Here is an 18,616-nt window from a genome sequence, read left to right as displayed (position 1 = left end):
AACCTGCAGGAGCGTGAGCCGAGCATCTCGGAGTCGGCGCTGCTGAGCCACTGCATCAAGCACCCGGGTTGCACCGACACCAACTGATGGCGAGAGCGGCGTGCGGCTTGGCATCGGCCGCACGCCGTTCCAGATCTCCGAGAGGGCGGACGTCGTGACGACCCGCAGGATCATCCGGCTGTTCGCGCCGTACCGTCGTGCCGTCCTGCTCGTCGTGCTGCTGGTCGCGATCTTCTCCGCGCTGAACGCGGCCGTCCCGCTGCTGACCCAGGTCGTTTTCGACCGTGCCCTGTTCGGCGCGGGCGGCCCGCGGCCGGGCCTGCTGGCCCTGATCGCCGCACTCGCGGCGGTCGTCGCGGCCGGGGCGGCGGGCGTCGACCTGGCCCAGGCGTGGATCTCGGCCCGCATGGCCCAGCGGATCATCCACTCCTTGCGTACGCGGCTGTTCGGCCACCTGCAGCGAATGCCGCTGGGCTTCTTCGCCGCCGCGCGGAGCGGCGAGATCCAGTCGAGGCTGGCCAACGACACCGACCAGATCGAGGACGCGATCAAGGACACGCTGCCCAGCCTGCTCGGCAGCCTGCTCGGGTTCCTGTTCGCGCTGGGAGCGATGTTCTCGCTATCGTGGCGGCTCGCGGCGGTCACCCTCTGCCTGGCGCCGGCCATCCTGTGGGTCACCGCCCGTTCGGGACGCGCGCTCAAGATCCTCTCCGCCGCCGGCCAGCGCGCCCGCGCGGAGATCGCCTCCATCGCCGCCGAACGCCTCTCCCTGGGCGGCATCACGCTCGCCCGGGTGCACGGGCGCGACGGCCACGAGGCCGCGGTGTTCGCCGCGGAGAGCGAACGGCTGGCCGGGCTGGGCGTCCGCGCGAGCCTGGCCGCTCAGTCGGTGCTGAGCGCGGGGCACATCTTCTTCGTCCTGACTCCGTACATCGTGTTCGTCGCGGCCGGGCTCATGGACGGGATCACTCCCGGCACGCTCATGGCGTTCGTGGTCCTGCAGTCGAGGCTCTATCAGCCGCTCTGGCAGATCCTGCACATCTCGACGGAGTTCCGTACCGCCCAGGCGGCCTTCGAGCGGGTCTTCGAGTACCTGGACCTGCCGCCGGGACCGCCGCCCGCCGTGGGTGGAGCAGGAGCGGGTGAGGTGAGCGTCGCGGGCGCCTCGTACGCCTACGCGGGGCCGGAAGGCGAGACCCGGTGGGCGCTCCGCGAGGTGACCCTCGACCTGCCCGCCGCCTCCACGACCCTGATCGTCGGCCCGAACGGATCGGGCAAGACGACGCTCGGCCACCTGCTCGCCGGACTGTACGAACCGGCGGAGGGTTCGGTACGGACCGGCGGACGCGTCTGCCTGGCCCCGCAGGAAGCCCTGCTCTTCCAGGGCTCCATCGCCGACAACCTCCGCTACGCCGCCCCTGACGCCGGCCTGGACGACCTGATCGCGGCCTGCACGACCACCAGGATGCACGAGCGGATCATGGCCCTGCCCGACGGCTACGACTCCGTGGTCGGCGAGCGTGGCGCGCTGTTGTCCGGCGGGGAACGCCAGCGCCTCGCCCTCGCCCGCGCGCTCCTGAGCGACGCGCCCGTCCTGGTCCTGGACGAGGCGACGTCCGCGCTCGACCCGCTGGCCGAGCGCGAGGTCGTCCACGCGGTTCTGCGGCGCCGCAGGGGGCTGACGACGGTGATGATCACCCATCGGTTCGGGGGTCTGGACGCGTTCGACACGGTCGTCGTCCTGGACGGCGGACGCGTGGCCGAGTCGGGCACACCACCGCAGCTGCTCGGCGACCGGCACGGCCTGTACGCGCGGATGGTCCGCGCCCAAGCCGTCCAGCGGCGCGCGGAGATCGCCGCTAACATGCGCTGATGCGGGTAAAGCTGCTGTCGTCCCTCAGACGGCTGGCCGCGATGAACCCTTTCATCGTCGACCTGGCTTTCGGCGCGGCGGTCGCCGCCATCACCTTGACGTTCCTGTTCTCCGTGGGCGGGACCGAGGCGGGTTACGCGGAGCGTCCCATGGACGCCGTCGGTGTGGGGTTGACGCTGGTGGCCAACCTCGTCCTGGCCTGGCGACGGCGCGCATCCATCACCGTTCTGGCGATCTCCTGCGCCGCGGCGCTCGTCTTCCACCTGGCCGGTTACGACTCCAGGTTCAACGAAGTGGCGCCGCTGCTGGCGCTGTACACCGTGGCCAGCCGGTGGCGTCCGGCCGTGTCGCTCCCCTGCGTGCTTCCCATGACGGCCATCTGGTGGCACGCCGCGTTCCTCGCCCCGCCCGACTTCGCCTGGCCGAACGTCCTGCAGGTGAGCATCATGGTCGCCGTCGCCTGGACGTTCGGCAACAGCACCCGGATGCTGGTCGAGCGCAACAAGCAGCTGGCCCACCTCACCGGACGGCTGCGCCAGGAGCAGGAGGACAAGGCGCGGCGCGCCGTCACCGAGGAACGGGTGCGCATCGCCCGCGAGTTGCACGACGTGGTCGCCCACCACATGTCGGTCATCGTGATCCAGGCGGGGCTCGCCCGGTACGTCTTCGGCACCGACCCCGCCACGGCGCGCGGCGCGCTGACCACCATCGCCGACACCGGCAGCGAGGCCATGGGCGAGATGAGACGGCTGCTGTCCGTCCTGCGCATCGAGGCGAACGACGACACGGACGGCTACGACCCGGCACCTGGCCTGCAACGGCTCGAACAGCTGGTGGAACGGGTGAACTCGGCCGGCCTGCCGGTGCAGATGTCGATCACCGGCGCCGTACGCCCGCTGCCCCCCGGAATCGACCTGTGCGCCTACCGGATCGTCCAGGAATCCCTCACCAACGTGCTGAAGCACGCGGGCCCGGCCACGGCGACGGTCTCGCTCCATTACGGCGCCGAGCTGGAGTTACGCGTCATCGACGACGGAAGGGGGTCGGCGCGCACCCCGGACGGGGACGGTCACGGCCTGATCGGCATGCGCGAACGCGTCAAGCTCTATGGCGGAACGGTCACCGCCGGGCCGAAGCCGTCAGGCGGCTTCGAGGTCGCGGTCACCCTGCCCCTGGCCTCCCCGGCTATGGACGATCGCCCTTCACCATGATGGGGGAACCTGCGATACTACACAGCGCCCGCTGAAGAGCCTCCCGGGCCCGCCTTAGAGGCGGGCCCGGGTCATTCCGGCTGTTTCACGAGGCCTTGTCGGGCCGCTCCGAGATGCGGATGGCGTTGACGATCGTCATGCCCTGCCGCGTGGCGAAGCGGACGTTGAGCTGGCCGTCGGTGACCTTCACCGTGTACTGCCTGCTGACGGCCGTGTACGTGCCCGCCTCCAGCGCCAGATCCAGTGCCGGGATCGCGAGCTGGCCCTCGACGAGCACGTCGAAGACCCGGCGGCCGATCTGCGTCGACTTGACGTCGGCGAAGTCCAGCTCGACGGTGTACGTCCCGGCCGGCACGTTGTCGAAGCGGTATTCCAGCATCCCTTCGCGAGCCGACTTGAACAGCGCCTGGTCGTCGGTGCCCTTGATGGCCTTGGACGAGGTGGCCGTCCGGGTCGAGGTGGCGATATACCCGTAGCCGCCCGTGCTGTACTTCTTGTCGGCCGTCCACGCGTCACCGGCGGTGTCGGTCACGGCCTTGGTGCCGCCGGCCTCCAGAGCCACCTGGAGCTTGGGCACCACGACCGTCACCGTGACCTCGATGATCGGCTGCCGCCCGCTGGCCGACTTCACGATCAGCTTGCCCGAGCGGTAGGTGCCCGGCTGGACACCGGTGCTGGACACGCTGACCTTCAGCGTGACCGCCTGCCCCTTGGCCAGGTTGCCCGCCGTCGGTGTGACGCCGATCCAGCTCTGCGCCGGGTCGGTGGTGACGGTGTACGCCGTGGGCGAGCCGAGGTTGGTCAGCTCCATCGTGCGGGTCCTGGCCGCGTTCGTGGGCATCACCACGGTCAGCTCGCTGACCGAGGGGCTGACCCGGCCGGTGATCAGCGCGGTGTCGATCCTGGTGACCGTCGTCGGCGCGATCGTGACGGTCTTGGTGAAGGTGCCGTAGTTCTCCTTCGACACCACCACCTCATAGTCGCCGGCCAGGACCTGCCCGTAGAAGGCGCCGTCCTCACCGGTGGTGTAGGTGGCCACGTCGCCCACCTTGACCGTCGCGCCCGCGAGCGGCTTGCCGTCGTTGGCGTCGGTGACGGAGCCGGTCACCAGGCCGTGCCTGCTCGCGATGAACGTCAGGCCCTGCCCGGTGGACAGCGCGGCCTCCTCGTTGGCGTACTGGAGCGCGTCGGTGCCCGTCGCGTTCTCGATGCCGATCGTGGCGCTGGTGCCCTTCTCGCGCTCGCTCTCGATGTCCTTGTAGCGGTAGCTCATCGTGCCGTCCTCGCCCAGCAGGGCCGCGAACGAGATGCGCTGATCGGCGGCCGAGTAGAACTTCGCGTTGCGCCACTCGACCACGAACTGGCGGTGCGGTGCCGTCCCCGTGACGCCGGTGTAGATGCCGCTTTCGGCGTCCACCACCAGGTCGTCCCAGTACGGGTAGACGGCGTTGTTGGGCGTACCAGCACTGGGCAGCTTGCTGTTGCTGCCGGTGACGACCTTGTCGGTGGCGAAGGTGGCGAATCCGTTGGTGCTGATCCACGCCTTGCTCTGCCCCACCCCGTAGAACGGGACCGGGAACGGCAGCGTCACCTGCTGCGCCTCGTCGTCGCCGGTGAGCGCGAGCTTGTCGGTGCCCGCGACGTACGGGGCGGCGGCGCTGCGGCAGGTGTAGCCGAAGTCGTCACCGCGCAACGGCAGCTCGACGTCCTTGGTCACGTCCCCGGCCACCGTGACGGACGCCGTGGCGCCGCTGGCGCAGCGGGAGACCGGAGTGATCGTGAGGTCGTAGGTGCCGTTCGGCAGCGACATCCGGTAGCGGCCCGCGGCGTCGGTGACCGCGCTGACGGGCGTGCCGGCCGCCTCGACCGTGGCGCCCGGCTCCGGCGTGCCCGCCGTGGTGACGGTACCGGTGACCACGCCCGTGGCCTTCTGGGTCATCACCACGTCGGTGGTGGTGCTCTGGTCGGCCGCGATCGTCGCCGTCGCGCTGCCCTTGTCGTAGCCGAACTTCTCCGCGGTGATCTGGTAGTCGCCCGGCAGCAGGCGCGGGACGGCGTACGTCCCGTCCGTCCCGGTGACCACCGTACGGCTCAGCGGCCCGGACAGGGTGACCGTGGCACCGGACACCGGGCTGCCCGCGGCGGTGACCGTACCCTTGAGGTCGCCGAGACCCCCGCGCGGCGCGGCGGATACCGCGGCGAAGGAGTCCAGGCGACCCTCGCCCCAGACGTTGTTGTCGGCGGCGGTGCCGCCGCAGCTGGTGTCGTTGACGTCGATCGCGGTGCTGTCGAGCAGCGGCCGGGTGGCGGCCACGTCACCCTGGAGCCCCGGCGAGGCCGACCAGATCAGCGCCACCGTCGCGGCCAGGTGCGGCGAGGCCATCGACGTGCCCGTGTAGCTGTCGTAGCCGTTGCCGGGCACCGAGGAGCGGACGTCCACGGCGGGGGCGGCGAGGTTCGGCTTGATCTCGCCGTTCTCGCCCTCGCCCTTGCTGGAGCGGGCGTACAGGACGTTGTTGACGTCGAAGCCGCCCGCGCTGTAGCTGTTCACGTACTGGCCGGGCGAGCCGCTGGTCCGGCAGGCGGGCCCCTCGTTGCCGTTGGCGAAGGCCGGGAAGATGCCGGCGGCGACCCACGCGTCGACGATCTCCTTGTACCAGGGGTCGAAGCCCACGCCGCCCCAGGAGTTGTTGACGATGTCCGGGGCCAGGTCGGGGCGCGAGTTGGCGCCGTTGAGGTCGGTGGGGGCGAGCATCCACTGGCCGGCGGCGAGCAGCGAGGCGTCCGTACAGGTGTTGACCTCACAGCCCTTGGCCGCGATCCACTTGGCGCCGGGGGCCACCCCGATGCCGTTGGCGCCGACCATGGTGCCCATGACGTGCGTGCCGTGCCCGAGGTTGTCGCAGGGCGCCGCGCTCGGGCAGATGCGCGCCGGGTCGAACCAGTTGTAGTTGTGGTCGACGGAGCCGTCAGGGCTCCTGCCGCGGTAGGCGGCGGCCAGCTCGGGGTGGTCGAACTGGGCGCCGGAGTCGATGGTGCCGACCACGATGCCTTCGCCGCGGTCGCCGAGCTCGTTCCAGACGCGCGGGGCGTTGACGCGGTCGATGTTCCACTCGACGGCGTTGACCTTCGCCTCGGCCTTGCCGGGCTCCGGCTTCGGCAGCGACACGGTCCGTACGGGGTCGATACGGTCCACTTCCGGCAGGGTGGCGATCTCGGCCGCCAGCTTGGGGCCGGCGGTCACTCTGACGGCGTTGACGATCCAGTACGGGGTGTAGTCGGCCTCGTGGGAGTCCAGAAGCCTGCGCAGGGCCGCCTGCGAGCTGTCGGCCTTGGCGTTCTTGGCCTCGAAGACCTGCTCGGCCTTGTCGTCCTTGGTCTTGGCCCGGCGGGCACCGCTGAGGTCCGCGGTGCCCTTCAGGCGTACCCAGAAGGTGGCCTTTCCGTCGGCTGCCAGGTCGGCCTGGACGGATTGATTGATCTTTCCCGGGTCGGGCGCGGCTTGGGCCACGCCCTGGGGGAGGATGAGGGTGACAGCGGCGGCGACCGCGATCAAGATCGCACGCCAATGGGGGGTGGACGGCACACGCTCTCCTTCACGCCATGGAGTAGAGCTGATCTTTACGCCTATGGGGAGAAGAGTGAAGAGAACGTGTCAGCTTTGCAAGGGCCCGACCATAACAAGACATGACTTGTCATGAAATGTGATCTGGGCGCGGAAGGGGATCTTGACCACGCCTACGGAGACGGCGGTGGCGACCAGAGTCCGGCCGCGGTTCCGTCCTCGACATGCTTGCGATAGGTGAGGACCTTGCCATGGATGATCTCCAGGCTCGCCGTCAAGTCGGCGATCTTGTCCCGGACGGTTCTTTCATGCTCCTCCAAGAGCGCGAGCCGCTCCGGCTCGTTGCCCGGACCTGATCGAACAAGTCGGGCGAACCTCTTCACGCCGGCGATGGGCATGCCGGAGTCCCGCAGCCGGTTGCACAGCAGGAGCCACTCCACATCCGCCAGGCCATAGACCCGCTGCCCCCCGGCCGTGCGCGGGATCGGGCGGAGGAAGAGCTCCTCCCGTTCGAAGAACCGCAGCGCGTGCACGCCCAGCCCGGTCGCCTTCGCGACGTCGCCGATGGATAGGGCATCTTCAGTTGCCTGCTCGCTCATGGAGTTCCGCCTAGCTTGACCTAGATTGCACTCTAGATTCTATCGTTCGAGGCATGGCAATCACGCAACACAAGATCGGGTCGGGTTTCGACGCGCGCAGCACAGCGAACGACGTTCTGGCCGGTATCCAGCTATCCGGCAAGAACGTCCTGATCACCGGCGGTTACTCGGGCCTCGGCCTGGAGGCCACAAGCGCGCTGGTCCGCGCCGGGGCACACGTCATCGTGCCCGCCCGCCGTCCCGCGGTGGCGAGGCAGGCGCTGTACGGCGTTCCGCGAACGGAGGTGCGAGAGCTCGATCTGTCGGACGCCGACAGCATCCGGACCTTCAGCCACCGGTTCCTGGAAACCGGCCGCACCCTCGACATCCTCATCAACAACGCGGGCGTCATGGCCTACCCGCACAGGCACATCGGTTCCGGCTGGGAAGCGCACTTCGCCATCAACCACCTCGGGCACTTCGCTCTGGTCAACCGGCTGCGCCCGGCGCTGCCCCCCACCGGGGCACGAGTGGTGTCCGTGGCCTCGTCCGGGCACTTCCTGTCCGACATCCGCTGGGACGACCCGCACTTCCGCCACGGCTACGACCATTGGTCGGCCTACGGGCAGTCCAAGACGGCCAACGCCTTGTTCGCCGTCCACCTCGACACCCTCGGCGCGGCCAGGGGCGTGCGTGCCTTCGCGGTGCACCCCGGCAGCATCCTCACTGAACTGCAACGGCACATCCCCCAAGAGGAGCAGATCGCCCAGGGCTGGATCACCCGGGACGGCCGGCACGCCGAGGGTTTCAAGACTCCAGCCCAGGGCGCGGCGACGGCCGTATGGGCGGCCACCTCGCCCCTGCTCGACGAGCACGGCGGCGCCTACTGCCAGGACTGCGACATCGCAGAGCCCGCGATCACCGACGACATGCTCATCGGCGGTGTCAAGCCGTGGGCGGTCGATCCCGACTCCGCATCCCGGCTATGGGCCCTCTCCAGCGAACTCACCGGGCTGGATCGCTTCTCCTGACTCAGGGGTGAGATCAGCACGCGCCCTGGCCGGATCGTCTAGACCTGGTTGGGGATCTGGTTGGGGATCGCCCCGCCGTAGCGCCTGTCGCGCTTGGCGAAGGTCTCGCACGCCTCCCAGAGATCGCGGCGGTCGAAGTCCGGCCAGAGCCGGTCGAGGAACACCATCTCGGCGTAGGCCGACTGCCACAGCAGGAAGTTGGAGAACCGCTGCTCCCCCGACGACCGTACGAACAGGTCGACCTCCGGGATCTCCGGCTCGTCCAGATAACGGGCGAACACCTTCTCGTTGACCTTCGACGGCTTGACCCGGCCCGCCGCGATGTCGTTCGCCAGCCGTAGCGCCGCCTCGACGATCTCGGCCTGGCCGCCGTAGTTGACGCAGAACTGCAACGTCAGCTTGCGGTTGTCCTTGGTCAGCTCCTCGGCGGTCTGCAGCTCGGAGATCACGCTCTTCCACAGGCGGCCCGGCTTGCCCGCCCAGCGCACCCGTACGCCCATCGCGTGCAACTCGTCGCGGCGGCGGCGGATGACGTCGCGGTTGAAGCCCATGAGGAAGCGGACCTCGTCGGGCGAGCGCTTCCAGTTCTCCGTGGAGAAGGCGTACGCGGACAGGTAGGGAATGCCCAGCTCCAGCGCGCCCTCGATGACGTCGAACAGCGACGCCTCGCCGGCCTTGTGCCCTTCGGTGCGCGGCAACCCGCGAGCCTTGGCCCAGCGGCCGTTGCCGTCCATGATGATCGCCACATGCTTGGGCACCAGATCACGCGGGATCGGCGGCGCAACGGCGCCGGACGGATGCGGGGTCGGGGGTCGGACGTTCACGCAGGCTCCCTTTCGACGTGTCGGAGAGAGCGTATTCCGTGTTCGAGATGCCATTGGAGGTATGCGGCGACGAGGCCGCTGCACTCGCCGCGATGCCGTGACTGCGACGCGTCGGCCGTGGCCCAGTCGCCGCGCAGCAGCGCGGTCATGAGCCCGATCGTCTCCCCCGCGGGCACCACCGATCCGGACGGTTTGCACGCCCCGCACACCACACCACCGGCCACGATGGCGAACGCCCTGATCGCCGGAGCCTGGCACCGGGCGCACGCGTCCAGCGCGGGGGCGTAGCCGGCGACCGCCAGGGAGCGCAGGAAGTAGGCGTCGAGCACCAGCCTGGCCTCGTGCTCACCGTCGGCCAGCGTGCGCAGCCCGCCCACCAGCAGCAGGAACTGCCGCAGCGCCGGCTCCTTCTCGCCCTGCGTGAGCCGGTCGGCGGTCTCCAGCATCGCCGTGCCCGCGGTGTAGCGGGGATAGTCGATCGCCAGCGCCTCGCCGTAGGGCCTGAGGGTCTCCGCCTGCGTGACGACATCAAGCGTGCGGCCGGTGTGCAGCTGCAGGTCGACGTGGGTGAACGGCTCCAGCCTGGCCCCGAAGCGCGAGGTGGTGCGGCGCACGCCCTTGGCCACGGCGCGCACCTTGCCGGTGCGCTTGGCCAGGATGGTGATGATGCGATCGGCCTCACCGAGCTTCTGCGTGCGCAGAACCACGCCTTCGTCACGATAGAGACTCACTCGCCCATCCTATGGCGCGCCAAGGTCATGCTCGGGTGGAGCGGCTTCGCGAAGCCCGGGCGGAACGGCTTCGCAAAGCCCGGGTAGAACGGCTTCGCAAAGCCCGGGTAGAACGGCTTCGCAGAGCTCGGATGGAGCGACTTTGCGCAACCCTCACTAGACTTTGACGTCCGTCCCCGCTCTACCCGTTGTTCAACCCCCCGCAACCGCCTCGAAAGGGAGTCATGACCCGCGTGGTCCTGCTGGGCTCTTCGCCCGGCCCCGACACCGCTCCGACCGGCCTGAGGCTGGCCGCGCTGCCTGGCAATCCCACCGTGGCCGAACGGCTGCGCAGCCAGATCCTCTCCCTGGATCCGCAGCCGGCCACGATCGAGCCCGGCGACGTGGCCTCCGCTCTGCGCGCGCTGGCCGACGTAGCCGAGTCCGCAACGGAGAACCTGTTCCTGATCCCGGACAACTCGATCGTCCACGACGAGCTGATCTACCAGATCACCAAGGCCAAGCGCGGCGCGCTGGCCCTCGTCGCCAAGGAGCCGCGCCCGGACGTGGTCGACCAGGCGCAAGAGGACATCGTCCCGATCGACGAGGCGGAGCCGGAGATCGGGCTCAACAAGCTCGAAGGGCTGCCCGTCCGCGCGCGCGCCGGCAAGTCCCGCGTCATCTCCGTCGGCACCGCCAACCACGCCGTGACCAGGCCCAACACGGCGCTGCTCGGCCCCCTGCACGTGAGCGCGCGCAACGCTCCCACGCTGGCGGAGACCTGCCGCGAGCTCGCCGACATGGCCGGCTCGTTCGGCGCCGACGACGACCTGATCCAGCTGATCGTCTTCGGCCTGGTCCGCAAGGGCGTGTCCGTCGGCATCCGCGGCCGCCGCGACCTCTTCTACCGCCGGGTCACCACCCAGGAGGAGGTCAACGAGGCCGGCACCGAGATGTCCGGCATTGACGAGGACCGCGCCAGACTCGACAACGCGGTCAAGGGTGCGGACGGCTTCTTCACCACCTATTTCGTCTCCACCTACTCCCGCTTCATCGCCCGCTGGGCCGCCCGGCGCGGCCTGACGCCCAACCAGGTCACGCTGATCTCGATCACGCTCGGCGTGCTGGCCGCGGCCTGCTTCGCCACCGGGGCCCGGCCGTGGATGGTGGCGGGCGGCGTGCTGATCTACTTCGCCTTCGTCTTCGACTGCGTCGACGGCCAGGTCGCCCGCTACGCCCGTAAGTTCGGCGTGCTCGGCGCGTGGCTCGACGCCACCTTCGACCGCTTCAAGGAATACGTCGTCTTCGCCGGCCTGGCCATCGGCTGGGTCGTGTCGGGCAACGGCGATGACATCTGGATTCTCGCGCTGGCGGCGCTCGGCCTGCAGTCCACCCGCCACCTGCTCGACTTCTCCTTCGGTGTCTCCAACCGCCGCAAACCGCCCGCCCAGCTGCCCACACTGCCCCTGGACGCCCCCGACGACCGCGCCCTGCGCAAGGCGCTGGAGCGTCGTAAGGTGGAGCGCAGTCAGGGCATCCGCGGCGTGCTCAAGATGTGGACCCGCGCCGGGCGGTTCCGAGCGGTGCACTGGGCGCGTAAGATGATCGTCTTCCCCATCGGCGAGCGGTTCGCGGCCATCGCGATCACCGCCGCCCTCTTCGACGCCCGCATCACCTTCCTCACCCTGGTGATCTGGGGCTCCGTCGCCGCCGCCTACACCCTCACCGGACGCCTCATGAGGTCGCTCGCATGATCACCGCACCACTGGCCGCAGCTACTCCCACGCCGGATCCCGACGAGGAACGCCGCCGCATCCAGACCGCCCGCCTCCTCGCCTACCGCGACGACGGCCCTCTCGTACACGCGCTGGCGGGCCGCATCGGCAAGGGCATCCCGCCGGTCCCGGCCACGCTCGTCGCCCTGCTGGCGGTGGTGGCCGTGACGGTCACCGGCGTACTGAAGCCGGGCCCGATCCTGCTCCTGCCGCCGCTGATCGTGCTCCTGCTGGTGCTCCCGACCGCCCCCCGCGACCACCTCGGCCGCCTCGACTGGCTCACCCCACCGCTGCTGCGCGGCGCCGAGTTCCTCACGATCATCGCGGTGGGGCTGGCGGCCGACGTACCGAAGTGGCTGCTGTTCGTGCTCGTGTACGTCGTGGGTTACCACACGTACGACACCGTCTACCGGACGCGGCAGAGCATCTGGCCGCCCGCCTGGGTCTTCCACGCGGGGCTCGGCTGGGAGCTACGCCTGCTGATCATCGGGATCGGCGCGGCACTGGGCGTACTGACGCCGGTGCTGGCAGTCTTGACGGCGTACCTGTTCGTCCTGTTCGCGGTGGAGAGCGTGACCAGCTGGGTCCGCCTCGACAAGGCCTCCGCCCAGGCCGGCGCCGACGCCGAACAGGACCTGGAGGCCTCCCCGGAGGACGCCATGGAACAGGCCACCGGCGAGGCCGAGAAGGGCTGACTTCCTTCCCTCCCCTTGCACCACCCCTGCGCGTCTTGCAGGGGTGGTGTTTTTCTTTCGCAGCCCCCGCTCATATACCGCGAAACTCGATGCCCTTCACCGGACTACGGGAGGTCTTCTCCCGCATCGACATGTTCGGCTACGGGCCATCTCGCCGCATCGCCGCAAACAGGTCGGCGGTTCGAAGCGATGTTGTCGCCAGTTGCCCGGCGTCCTCTTCTAGAGTGGCGTCGGCCTGAGCGCCGACAACACCGCCCATTAGCGGCCCGTCCAACACTTCCTTGGTCAGCACGACGCCCGTCAGCCGGGCCGCGAGCATAAGCGCTTCGTTCATTGTCGGAGCCTCGGCGCTGATATCCGCCTCTCGCGTGACATGGTCTTCCGAGGGGTACGTCGGATGGACACCCACCTCCCGCATCGCCTCTAGGAGGCAATCCGGATCGCTGCCGTACCGCCATGCGGGCTTCCTCGGATCGAAGGAAGTCAGCCGATCCCCATCGATGGCGTACACGAACAGATCGGTGGCGTAGTCGTGCCGAAATACGGATACGAGCTCCGTCCCCGCCGACAGCGCTCGCACGGCATCGGGTTTTGTCGCCTCGCAGCCGTTCCGCTCGATGAGCACCACCCAGCCCTCAAGGCGCCCAGCTAGAGCCGTCCGCGGAAACAGTCCTTCGTCGGTCAGCTCCCTGTAGGTCAGCGGCCGGATGCTCTCTTCGGCGGTGCCCAACCGCCGTAGCGCCTCCGCCTCATCGAGACCTCGTACGAAGGTCAGACACCATATGTCGCCTAACTCCCATCCGCGGGCGAGCCAGCTGACATCGGCGTAAGTGATTTCCACTTCCACCCCTCCTTAGGTTGCCATCGAATTACCTGCATACCGCAGATGTCCTCGATTTCTGGAGTCTGATCTCGGCGTGTGGATTTCCGGCCAGTTCGTCCAAGGTCTCTCCGCAACCCATGTTGGAGAGAGAGCTGTTCTTGGGTACTGCTAAGCACTTGTTGCAAGGTCAAGGACACGGCGGTGCTCCGGCGATCAGCGGCGAGAGCGGGTACGACACGCGGAGTGCCGCGTAGCGCAGGGCGATTCGGTGGGCGGCTCGGGCCGGATCGGCGGAGGGGTGCCATGCGTAGATCGACGAACGTCTTCACGCCACTCTGCTCTGAGGGGGATCATGGTCCGCATCGCCGTCTCCGGCCATCGGGGCTTGCCGGACGAGACTGCCGTACTGGTCGATCGGGCGGTACGTGAGGCGCTCGCGGAGTACCGGCCCGACATCAGTGGTTTGTCCTGTTTGGCGGATGGAGCCGATCAGATATTCGCTCGCGGGGTGCTGGACCTTGGAGGAGTACTGGAGGCCGTGATTCCGGCCAAGGAGTATCGAGACGGGCTGCCGAGCGAGTGCCATGCGGCTTACGACGAGTTGCTGAGCCGGGCGCTCCGGGTCCACAGGCTGGACTTCGTGGAGTCCACCTCGGAGTCCCACATGACGGCCAGTGCGCGCATGTTCGACGACGCCGATGTGTTGTTCGCCGTCTGGGACGGACAGCCCGCCCGAGGCTATGGCGGCACCGCTGACATGGTGGCCGAGGCCCGGGGCCGGGAGATGTCCGTCCGGGTGATCTGGCCCGAAGGAGCCCGGCGAGATTAGGAGCCTCTAAGCGCTAGATAGCACCAGGTCCTCAGCGTCGTGCCCGTCGCCGGTCGAACCATGGCGTAGCGGTCGAGCGCCGTCAGCCGTGCGGCCACGGCTGAATTTTCGCGACGCCACCCCTGTGACGGCTCGCCTGGAGGGCTTCAGGGAGTCGCGACCTCCATGTCCCCGGAGTCGCTGGACAGCGCGATCGAACGCGGGGCCGAGGTGTCGCTGACGGTCCTGATGACCTTGTTCCCGGAGTCGGTTTCGGCGTCGATCCGGTAGGGCGTCTGCGGCACGTGGATCACGGTCTTGCCCGAATCGGTGACGGTCGTGACCTTGTCGGGCGGTCCGGTGAAGGTCAGAGTCATGTCCCCCGAGTCGGTCTTCGCGGCGACGTCCTTGGCCGTCAGGCCGCTGGCCTCGACGGTCCCGGAGTCGCTCGTGGCATCCAGCGCGCCCGACAGCCCCTTCAGCGTCAGGTCCCCCGAGTCGGAGCGGACCTTGACGCGCAGGCCCTTGGGCACCTCGACCTGGTAGCTCACGTCGCAGGTCACGCCCCAGGCGCCCAGTCCCCAACTGGTCGGGCAGTCGAACGCCAACTCCAGCGTGTCACCCCGTACCTCGCGGCGGGTCGTCGGCTTGTTCTTGCGCCAGTTGAGGCGCTCGATCACATGGATGCCCTGCCGATCCGACTCGACCACGTCCACGGTGCCGGCGTCGGCTTCGATGTGCAGTGCTGCCACCTTGTCGGTGAGGTCGTACGACGCGGTGTCCGCCTCGGACGTAATACCGGCGCCGCATCCGGTCAACACCGCCGCGAGCCCGAGCAGGCCCGCGATCACCGCCGTTCTCTCCATCTTCATGGTGCTCAATTCTGGGCGACCCGCTCCGTACCCGGCCTCAAGGGGATCCCTGAAATCCCCCTGATGACATCACTGAGTGAAACCGGCGATCACCAAGGGCAGCGCCTTGCGAACGGTCTGGTTGTGGTCCACGTCGCCCACGTCACCGCGGGCCGCCGCCTCGGCGGGGAACGCGGTCGCGACATAGCCAAAGGCGGGAACAGGAGAGGGCCGCTTTGGGTGGGGATTGAGCGATTAGGGTGGGCCTTCAGGGCACTCTAGTCGGGTAGCGGTTCTGTGCCGGGAGACGCGGATGGCGTTCTGGTCGCGGCTGTTCAAGTGGGGGGCGGGCGATCCGCTGGCCGAGCGGGAGGAAGCGCGCCGGCAGGGGATGCGGGATGCCCGGGAGCATCCGCTTGGGGAATTCACGGATCCGGAGTTCCAGCCTTCGTACGTGACCGAGGTGCGTGCGCTGGCTCGGGAGCGGATCACCGAGGTTGATCGGCGGCTCGCGGCCACCAGGACGGCGCTGCTCGAGCGGGCTGTGGGGGCTCGGGAGACGATACTGCGGGAGCTTGGGCGGGCGGATCTGAGGCCGGACGGCGGCTACGGCAACGGGTCCGGGCCAAGGTCGGCGTCGGCGTCGGCGTCGGCGTCAGGGTCGGGCTCCGGGTCCATTGCCGGGGCTGGGGTTGGGGCTGGCGTCGAGGGTGCTGGGTCGGCGGGTGATTCCGCTGCTGCTTCTGCCGATGCTTCGACGCGGGCCTCGGCTGGTGGGGAGGATGCGTTCATTTCCATCGCGGAGGCCAGGCGGCGGCGGGGTGAGGCGCGGCGCAGGGTGGTGTTACAGGAGGCCAGTGACACGGTTCATCGGGCCAGGGCGCAGATCGAGCGGCTCACGCAGGAGTGGGAGAGCGCGCTGATCGAGCGCAACCACGCCGTGGAGACCGTGCACGCCAGGGCCGAGCAGCTCATCGCCGCCTATCGGGGTGGGGTGATGCGGGCTCATCCGCGCAAGGAGGAGATTCCGTCGCTGTGGAAGGGCGAGGTCATCGCGATGGACTCCTCGGGGGACAGTGCGGCGGCGGTCTCCGGGCGGGAGGAGATCGGGCGGATCATGGAGGAGGTCGAGGCGCGGATCGAGGTATGGCACGCCGAGGTCATACCGCAGGCGCTGCCCGGCGAGGTGCGGCGCTCTCTGCCAAGAGAGGCAACCGCCGATGCCGACCTGGATTCAGAGGTTGCTGATGGCGACCAAGACTCGAAAGTTGCCGCTGGAGACCTCGGCGCGGTCGCTGTCTCCGATGGAGGCCTCCGTTCGGACGCCGGCTTCGATTCGGACGCTACCTCCGGTTTATCTGCCGCCTCTGATTTGGACGCCGGGTCGGAGGATGACGGACCGAGGGCTGGAGGAAGGCGATGACGGACGGAGGTGGCGGCGACGCCGGGGGGCGGGGGGAGCCCCTGACGCAGGCGGCCAGGCGGCGGCCAGGCGTTTGGGGGCGGTCAGTGGCTTGGGCAGGTGCCATGCTGCAGACAAGGGCGCCGGTGGCTTGGGCAGGCGTCGGGCGACGGACTACGGCTTCGGCGGCCTGGGCAGGCGTCACGCGACGGGCAATGGCGTCGGTCTCCGTGGTGGTGCTGGTGGTGGGCGGGGTCGCTGGGTGTGGGACTGACGCGAAGGCCGTGTGCGGGGTGGTGGTCGACTCCACGAGTTACGCCGATCCGGCGACCTCCCGCAGCGATGTGACCTCCAAGTTGCCCGCCTTCGCCCAGGGCTGCGACTGGATCGCGTACGCCGCCGTGACCGCAAGCTCCGAAAGCAGTACGTGCCGCCAGGACCCGGTGTCCATCGCGGCGACCAAGGCCGAGAACCCCAACGCGAACCCGGTCGTCGAGGACCGCATCCGGACCCATCGCATCACCGAGGTGCTCCCCCGGGCGGTCAAGCTTTTCGACTGCCCGACCGAAGGCCAAGGGTCGGATGTGCTCGGCGCGCTCCGGTATCTGGTCAAGCAGATGAGCGCGCAGCGGCAGCCGGACAAGGCGCATCAGATCATCGTGTTCAGCGACCTCATCAACAACCGGGGCGAGCTGAACATCAACAAGCTCGACCTGAGCGAGGCCGCCAGAAAGCAGAAGGCCAAGCAGTTGCGGGAGTCGCAGTTGATGCCCGATCTAGCGGGTTACGGGGTGGTCGTGCATGGGTTTCTGCGGGAGAAGACGGCGAGCCCTGACCGCTTCCCGCTGCTGGAGGGCTTCTGGAAGGAGACGTTCGAGGCGGCGGGAGCGAGCCCGGTCGACCTGCTGTAGCGGAGCGTGTTCGAGAGCGCTCTCTACTGTCGGCCGCTGGCCTGACTCTGAGCCGTCAAGGCTGTGTTGACACGGCGTTACGCCTGTGTTTACGTCTCGGTGAGAGAGCGCTCTCTAGCACGAACAACCCCTGCTCAAGCCTCCGCATCCCCCCAGGAGCAAGGAATGGCAGCACAATCTCCGAGCCGCAGGCGCTTGGCGGCGGTGGCCATGGCGCTGGCGGTGCTCGCCGCCCTCCTCGTGCACGTGGCCGTGAGCGCGTCCGCGGCCGTGCCCCCCACCCCTTCCGGCTGGTCACTGGTCTGGTCGGACGACTTCAACGGCACCGCGGGCGCGCCGCCCTCGTCGGCCAACTGGATCGTGGACACCGGGCACGCGTACCCGGGCGGACCGGGCAACTGGGGCACCGGCGAGATCCAGAACTACACCGGCTCCTCCTCGAACCTCGGCCTCGACGGCGCCGGCAACCTGCGCATAACGCCCCAGCGCAGCGGCTCCGGCGAATGGACGTCGGCGCGGATCGAGACGACACGATCCGACTTCAAGCCGGCCGACGGGCGGGTGCTGCGCATCGAGGGCCGCATCCAGATGCCGAACGTGACCGGTCAGGCCGCCCTCGGCTACTGGCCGGCGTTCTGGGCGCTCGGCTCGCCGTACCGGGGTAACTACTGGAACTGGCCGGGCATCGGCGAGTTCGACATCATGGAGAACGTCAACGGCATCAACTCCGTCTGGGGCGTCCTGCACTGCGGTGTGAGCCCCGGCGGCCCGTGCAACGAGACCACCGGCCTGGGCGCCAACCGCGCCTGCCCCGGCTCGACGTGCCAGGAGGCCTTCCACACCTACCGCTTCGAGTGGGACCGCGGCGTGAGCCCCAACCAGTTGCGCTGGTACGTGGACGGCCAGCAGTTCCACAGCGTGAGCCAGTCGCAGATGGACGCCACGAGCTGGGCCAACATGACCGGTCACGCCGGCTACTTCCTGCTGCTCAACGTGGCCATGGGCGGGGCGTTCCCGAACGCGCTGGCCGGCAGCGGGACGCCGGTCGCGGCCACCGTGCCGGGGCGGCCGATGGTCGTCGACTACGTGGCGGTATGGCAGAGCGGCGGCTCCGGACCGACCAACCCGCCAGGCGGGGTGGACGCCCGCTCGACCATCCAGGCAGAGAGCTACCAGGCCCAGTCGGGCACCATCGTCGAGACCACCACGGACACGGGCGGCGGCCAGAACGTCGGCGCCATCGCCAACGGCGACTGGCTCCGCTTCGACGGGGTGAACTTCGGCTCCACGGCCGCCGGGCAGTTCAAGGCCAGGGTGGCGTCGGGGGCGGCGGGCGGTGTGAGCGGGCTCGTACAGGTACGGCTCGACAGCCCCACAGCCACGCCGATCGGCGACTTCGCGCTGGCCAACACGGGCGGCTGGCAGAGCTGGCGGACGGTTCCGGCGAACATCTCAGGGGTGACCGGTACGCACACGGTCTACCTGACGTTCAGCAGCGGGCAGCCGGCCGACTTCGTCAACGTCAACTGGTTCACGTTCTCCACTACCTGATCGCCGCC

The 18,616-nt window shown here is 69.0% G+C and carries 15 protein-coding genes; 9 read left to right on the top strand and 6 right to left on the bottom strand.

Annotation, left to right across the window (positions count from 1 at the left end; genetic code table 11):
* Positions 1-100 precede the first annotated feature (100 nt).
* A complete protein-coding gene (locus tag AB0B61_RS08340) occupies positions 101-1,873 on the top strand; it encodes an ABC transporter ATP-binding protein (RefSeq protein ID WP_358429589.1) in 1,773 nt (590 codons plus the stop codon).
* Positions 1,873-3,084 carry a sensor histidine kinase gene (locus AB0B61_RS08335; protein ID WP_358429587.1) on the top strand — a complete coding sequence of 404 codons (1,212 nt, stop codon included), beginning with the start codon at positions 1,873-1,875 and terminating at the stop codon, positions 3,082-3,084. Before AB0B61_RS08340 ends, AB0B61_RS08335 begins: the two co-directional genes overlap by 1 nt.
* Positions 3,085-3,169: 85 nt before the next feature.
* Here the strand turns inward: AB0B61_RS08335 and AB0B61_RS08330 are convergent, their stop codons facing one another.
* Positions 3,170-6,670 (bottom strand): S8 family serine peptidase, encoded by a 3,501-nt coding sequence (locus tag AB0B61_RS08330; RefSeq protein WP_358429585.1) that lies wholly within the window; start codon positions 6,668-6,670, stop codon positions 3,170-3,172.
* Positions 6,671-6,822: 152 nt separating this feature from the next.
* Positions 6,823-7,248 carry a MerR family transcriptional regulator gene (locus AB0B61_RS08325; protein WP_358429583.1) on the bottom strand — a complete coding sequence of 142 codons (426 nt, stop codon included), beginning with the start codon at positions 7,246-7,248 and terminating at the stop codon, positions 6,823-6,825.
* Positions 7,249-7,301: 53 nt separating this feature from the next.
* Here AB0B61_RS08325 and AB0B61_RS08320 point away from each other — a divergent pair, with 53 nt between their 5' ends.
* Positions 7,302-8,258, top strand: coding sequence for an SDR family NAD(P)-dependent oxidoreductase (locus AB0B61_RS08320; RefSeq protein WP_358429581.1), 957 nt, complete (start codon positions 7,302-7,304; stop codon positions 8,256-8,258).
* Between the two features lie 38 nt (positions 8,259-8,296).
* Here the strand turns inward: AB0B61_RS08320 and AB0B61_RS08315 are convergent, their stop codons facing one another.
* Together AB0B61_RS08315 and recO are read right to left on the bottom strand one after the other, a co-directional pair.
* Positions 8,297-9,082 carry an isoprenyl transferase gene (locus AB0B61_RS08315; RefSeq protein WP_358429579.1) on the bottom strand — a complete coding sequence of 262 codons (786 nt, stop codon included), beginning with the start codon at positions 9,080-9,082 and terminating at the stop codon, positions 8,297-8,299.
* Entirely contained in the window at positions 9,079-9,813 is a 735-nt protein-coding gene (gene recO, locus AB0B61_RS08310) for a DNA repair protein RecO (RefSeq protein ID WP_358429577.1), read from the bottom strand. Before recO ends, AB0B61_RS08315 begins: the two co-directional genes overlap by 4 nt.
* 224 nt (positions 9,814-10,037) lie before the next feature.
* Here recO and AB0B61_RS08305 point away from each other — a divergent pair, with 224 nt between their 5' ends.
* Together AB0B61_RS08305 and AB0B61_RS08300 are read left to right on the top strand one after the other, a co-directional pair.
* The gene (locus AB0B61_RS08305; RefSeq protein ID WP_358429575.1) at positions 10,038-11,546 is read left to right on the top strand and encodes a CDP-alcohol phosphatidyltransferase family protein; all 1,509 of its coding nucleotides are present in this window, start codon (positions 10,038-10,040) and stop codon (positions 11,544-11,546) included.
* On the top strand, positions 11,543-12,262 hold the full coding sequence (locus tag AB0B61_RS08300) for a DUF5941 domain-containing protein (protein WP_358429573.1): 720 nt from the start codon (positions 11,543-11,545) through the stop codon (positions 12,260-12,262). The genes AB0B61_RS08305 and AB0B61_RS08300 overlap by 4 nt, the downstream gene beginning before the upstream one ends.
* Positions 12,263-12,401: 139 nt before the next feature.
* On the opposite strand, the gene AB0B61_RS08295 is transcribed toward AB0B61_RS08300, so the two are convergent.
* A complete protein-coding gene (locus AB0B61_RS08295; protein ID WP_358429571.1) occupies positions 12,402-13,109 on the bottom strand; it encodes a DUF6461 domain-containing protein in 708 nt (235 codons plus the stop codon).
* A gap of 328 nt (positions 13,110-13,437) precedes the next feature.
* On the opposite strand from AB0B61_RS08295, the gene AB0B61_RS08290 reads away from it, so the two are divergent.
* Positions 13,438-13,914, top strand: coding sequence for a hypothetical protein (locus AB0B61_RS08290; RefSeq protein ID WP_358429569.1), 477 nt, complete (start codon positions 13,438-13,440; stop codon positions 13,912-13,914).
* Between the two features lie 146 nt (positions 13,915-14,060).
* Here AB0B61_RS08290 and AB0B61_RS08285 read toward each other — a convergent pair whose 3' ends face one another.
* Positions 14,061-14,765 (bottom strand): DUF4097 family beta strand repeat-containing protein, encoded by a 705-nt coding sequence (locus AB0B61_RS08285; protein WP_358429567.1) that lies wholly within the window; start codon positions 14,763-14,765, stop codon positions 14,061-14,063.
* A 292-nt stretch (positions 14,766-15,057) separates the two neighbouring features.
* On the opposite strand from AB0B61_RS08285, the gene AB0B61_RS08280 reads away from it, so the two are divergent.
* From AB0B61_RS08280 to AB0B61_RS08270, 3 genes are all read left to right on the top strand, one after another.
* Complete coding sequence (locus AB0B61_RS08280; RefSeq protein WP_358429565.1) at positions 15,058-16,167, top strand: hypothetical protein; 1,110 nt, start codon at positions 15,058-15,060, stop codon at positions 16,165-16,167.
* Between the two features lie 194 nt (positions 16,168-16,361).
* The gene (locus AB0B61_RS08275; RefSeq protein WP_358429563.1) at positions 16,362-17,057 is read left to right on the top strand and encodes a hypothetical protein; all 696 of its coding nucleotides are present in this window, start codon (positions 16,362-16,364) and stop codon (positions 17,055-17,057) included.
* Positions 17,058-17,222: 165 nt separating this feature from the next.
* Positions 17,223-18,608, top strand: coding sequence for a glycoside hydrolase family 16 protein (locus AB0B61_RS08270; protein ID WP_358429561.1), 1,386 nt, complete (start codon positions 17,223-17,225; stop codon positions 18,606-18,608).
* The last annotated feature ends 8 nt before the right edge of the window (positions 18,609-18,616 follow it).

Origin of the sequence: Nonomuraea sp. NPDC049158 (assembly GCF_040648335.1) — a bacterium.
Classification (GTDB): domain Bacteria; phylum Actinomycetota; class Actinomycetes; order Streptosporangiales; family Streptosporangiaceae; genus Nonomuraea.
Note: the sequence above shows the minus strand (reverse complement) of the source record. Positions and strands in the feature narration are given on the sequence as shown.

Bases quoted from the DNA above. Each gene is read 5' to 3' on its own strand.
- AB0B61_RS08335 (WP_358429587.1), top strand. From the start codon at position 1,873: ATGCGGGTAAAGCTGCTGTCGTCCCTCAGACGGCTGGCCGCGATGAAC.
- AB0B61_RS08325 (WP_358429583.1), bottom strand. From the start codon at position 7,248: ATGAGCGAGCAGGCAACTGAAGATGCCCTATCCATCGGCGACGTCGCG.
- AB0B61_RS08320 (WP_358429581.1), top strand. From the start codon at position 7,302: ATGGCAATCACGCAACACAAGATCGGGTCGGGTTTCGACGCGCGCAGC.
- AB0B61_RS08305 (WP_358429575.1), top strand. From the start codon at position 10,038: ATGACCCGCGTGGTCCTGCTGGGCTCTTCGCCCGGCCCCGACACCGCT.
- AB0B61_RS08300 (WP_358429573.1), top strand. From the start codon at position 11,543: ATGATCACCGCACCACTGGCCGCAGCTACTCCCACGCCGGATCCCGAC.
- AB0B61_RS08290 (WP_358429569.1), top strand. From the start codon at position 13,438: ATGGTCCGCATCGCCGTCTCCGGCCATCGGGGCTTGCCGGACGAGACT.
- AB0B61_RS08285 (WP_358429567.1), bottom strand. From the start codon at position 14,765: ATGAAGATGGAGAGAACGGCGGTGATCGCGGGCCTGCTCGGGCTCGCG.
- AB0B61_RS08280 (WP_358429565.1), top strand. From the start codon at position 15,058: ATGGCGTTCTGGTCGCGGCTGTTCAAGTGGGGGGCGGGCGATCCGCTG.
- AB0B61_RS08275 (WP_358429563.1), top strand. From the start codon at position 16,362: ATGGCGTCGGTCTCCGTGGTGGTGCTGGTGGTGGGCGGGGTCGCTGGG.
- AB0B61_RS08270 (WP_358429561.1), top strand. From the start codon at position 17,223: ATGGCAGCACAATCTCCGAGCCGCAGGCGCTTGGCGGCGGTGGCCATG.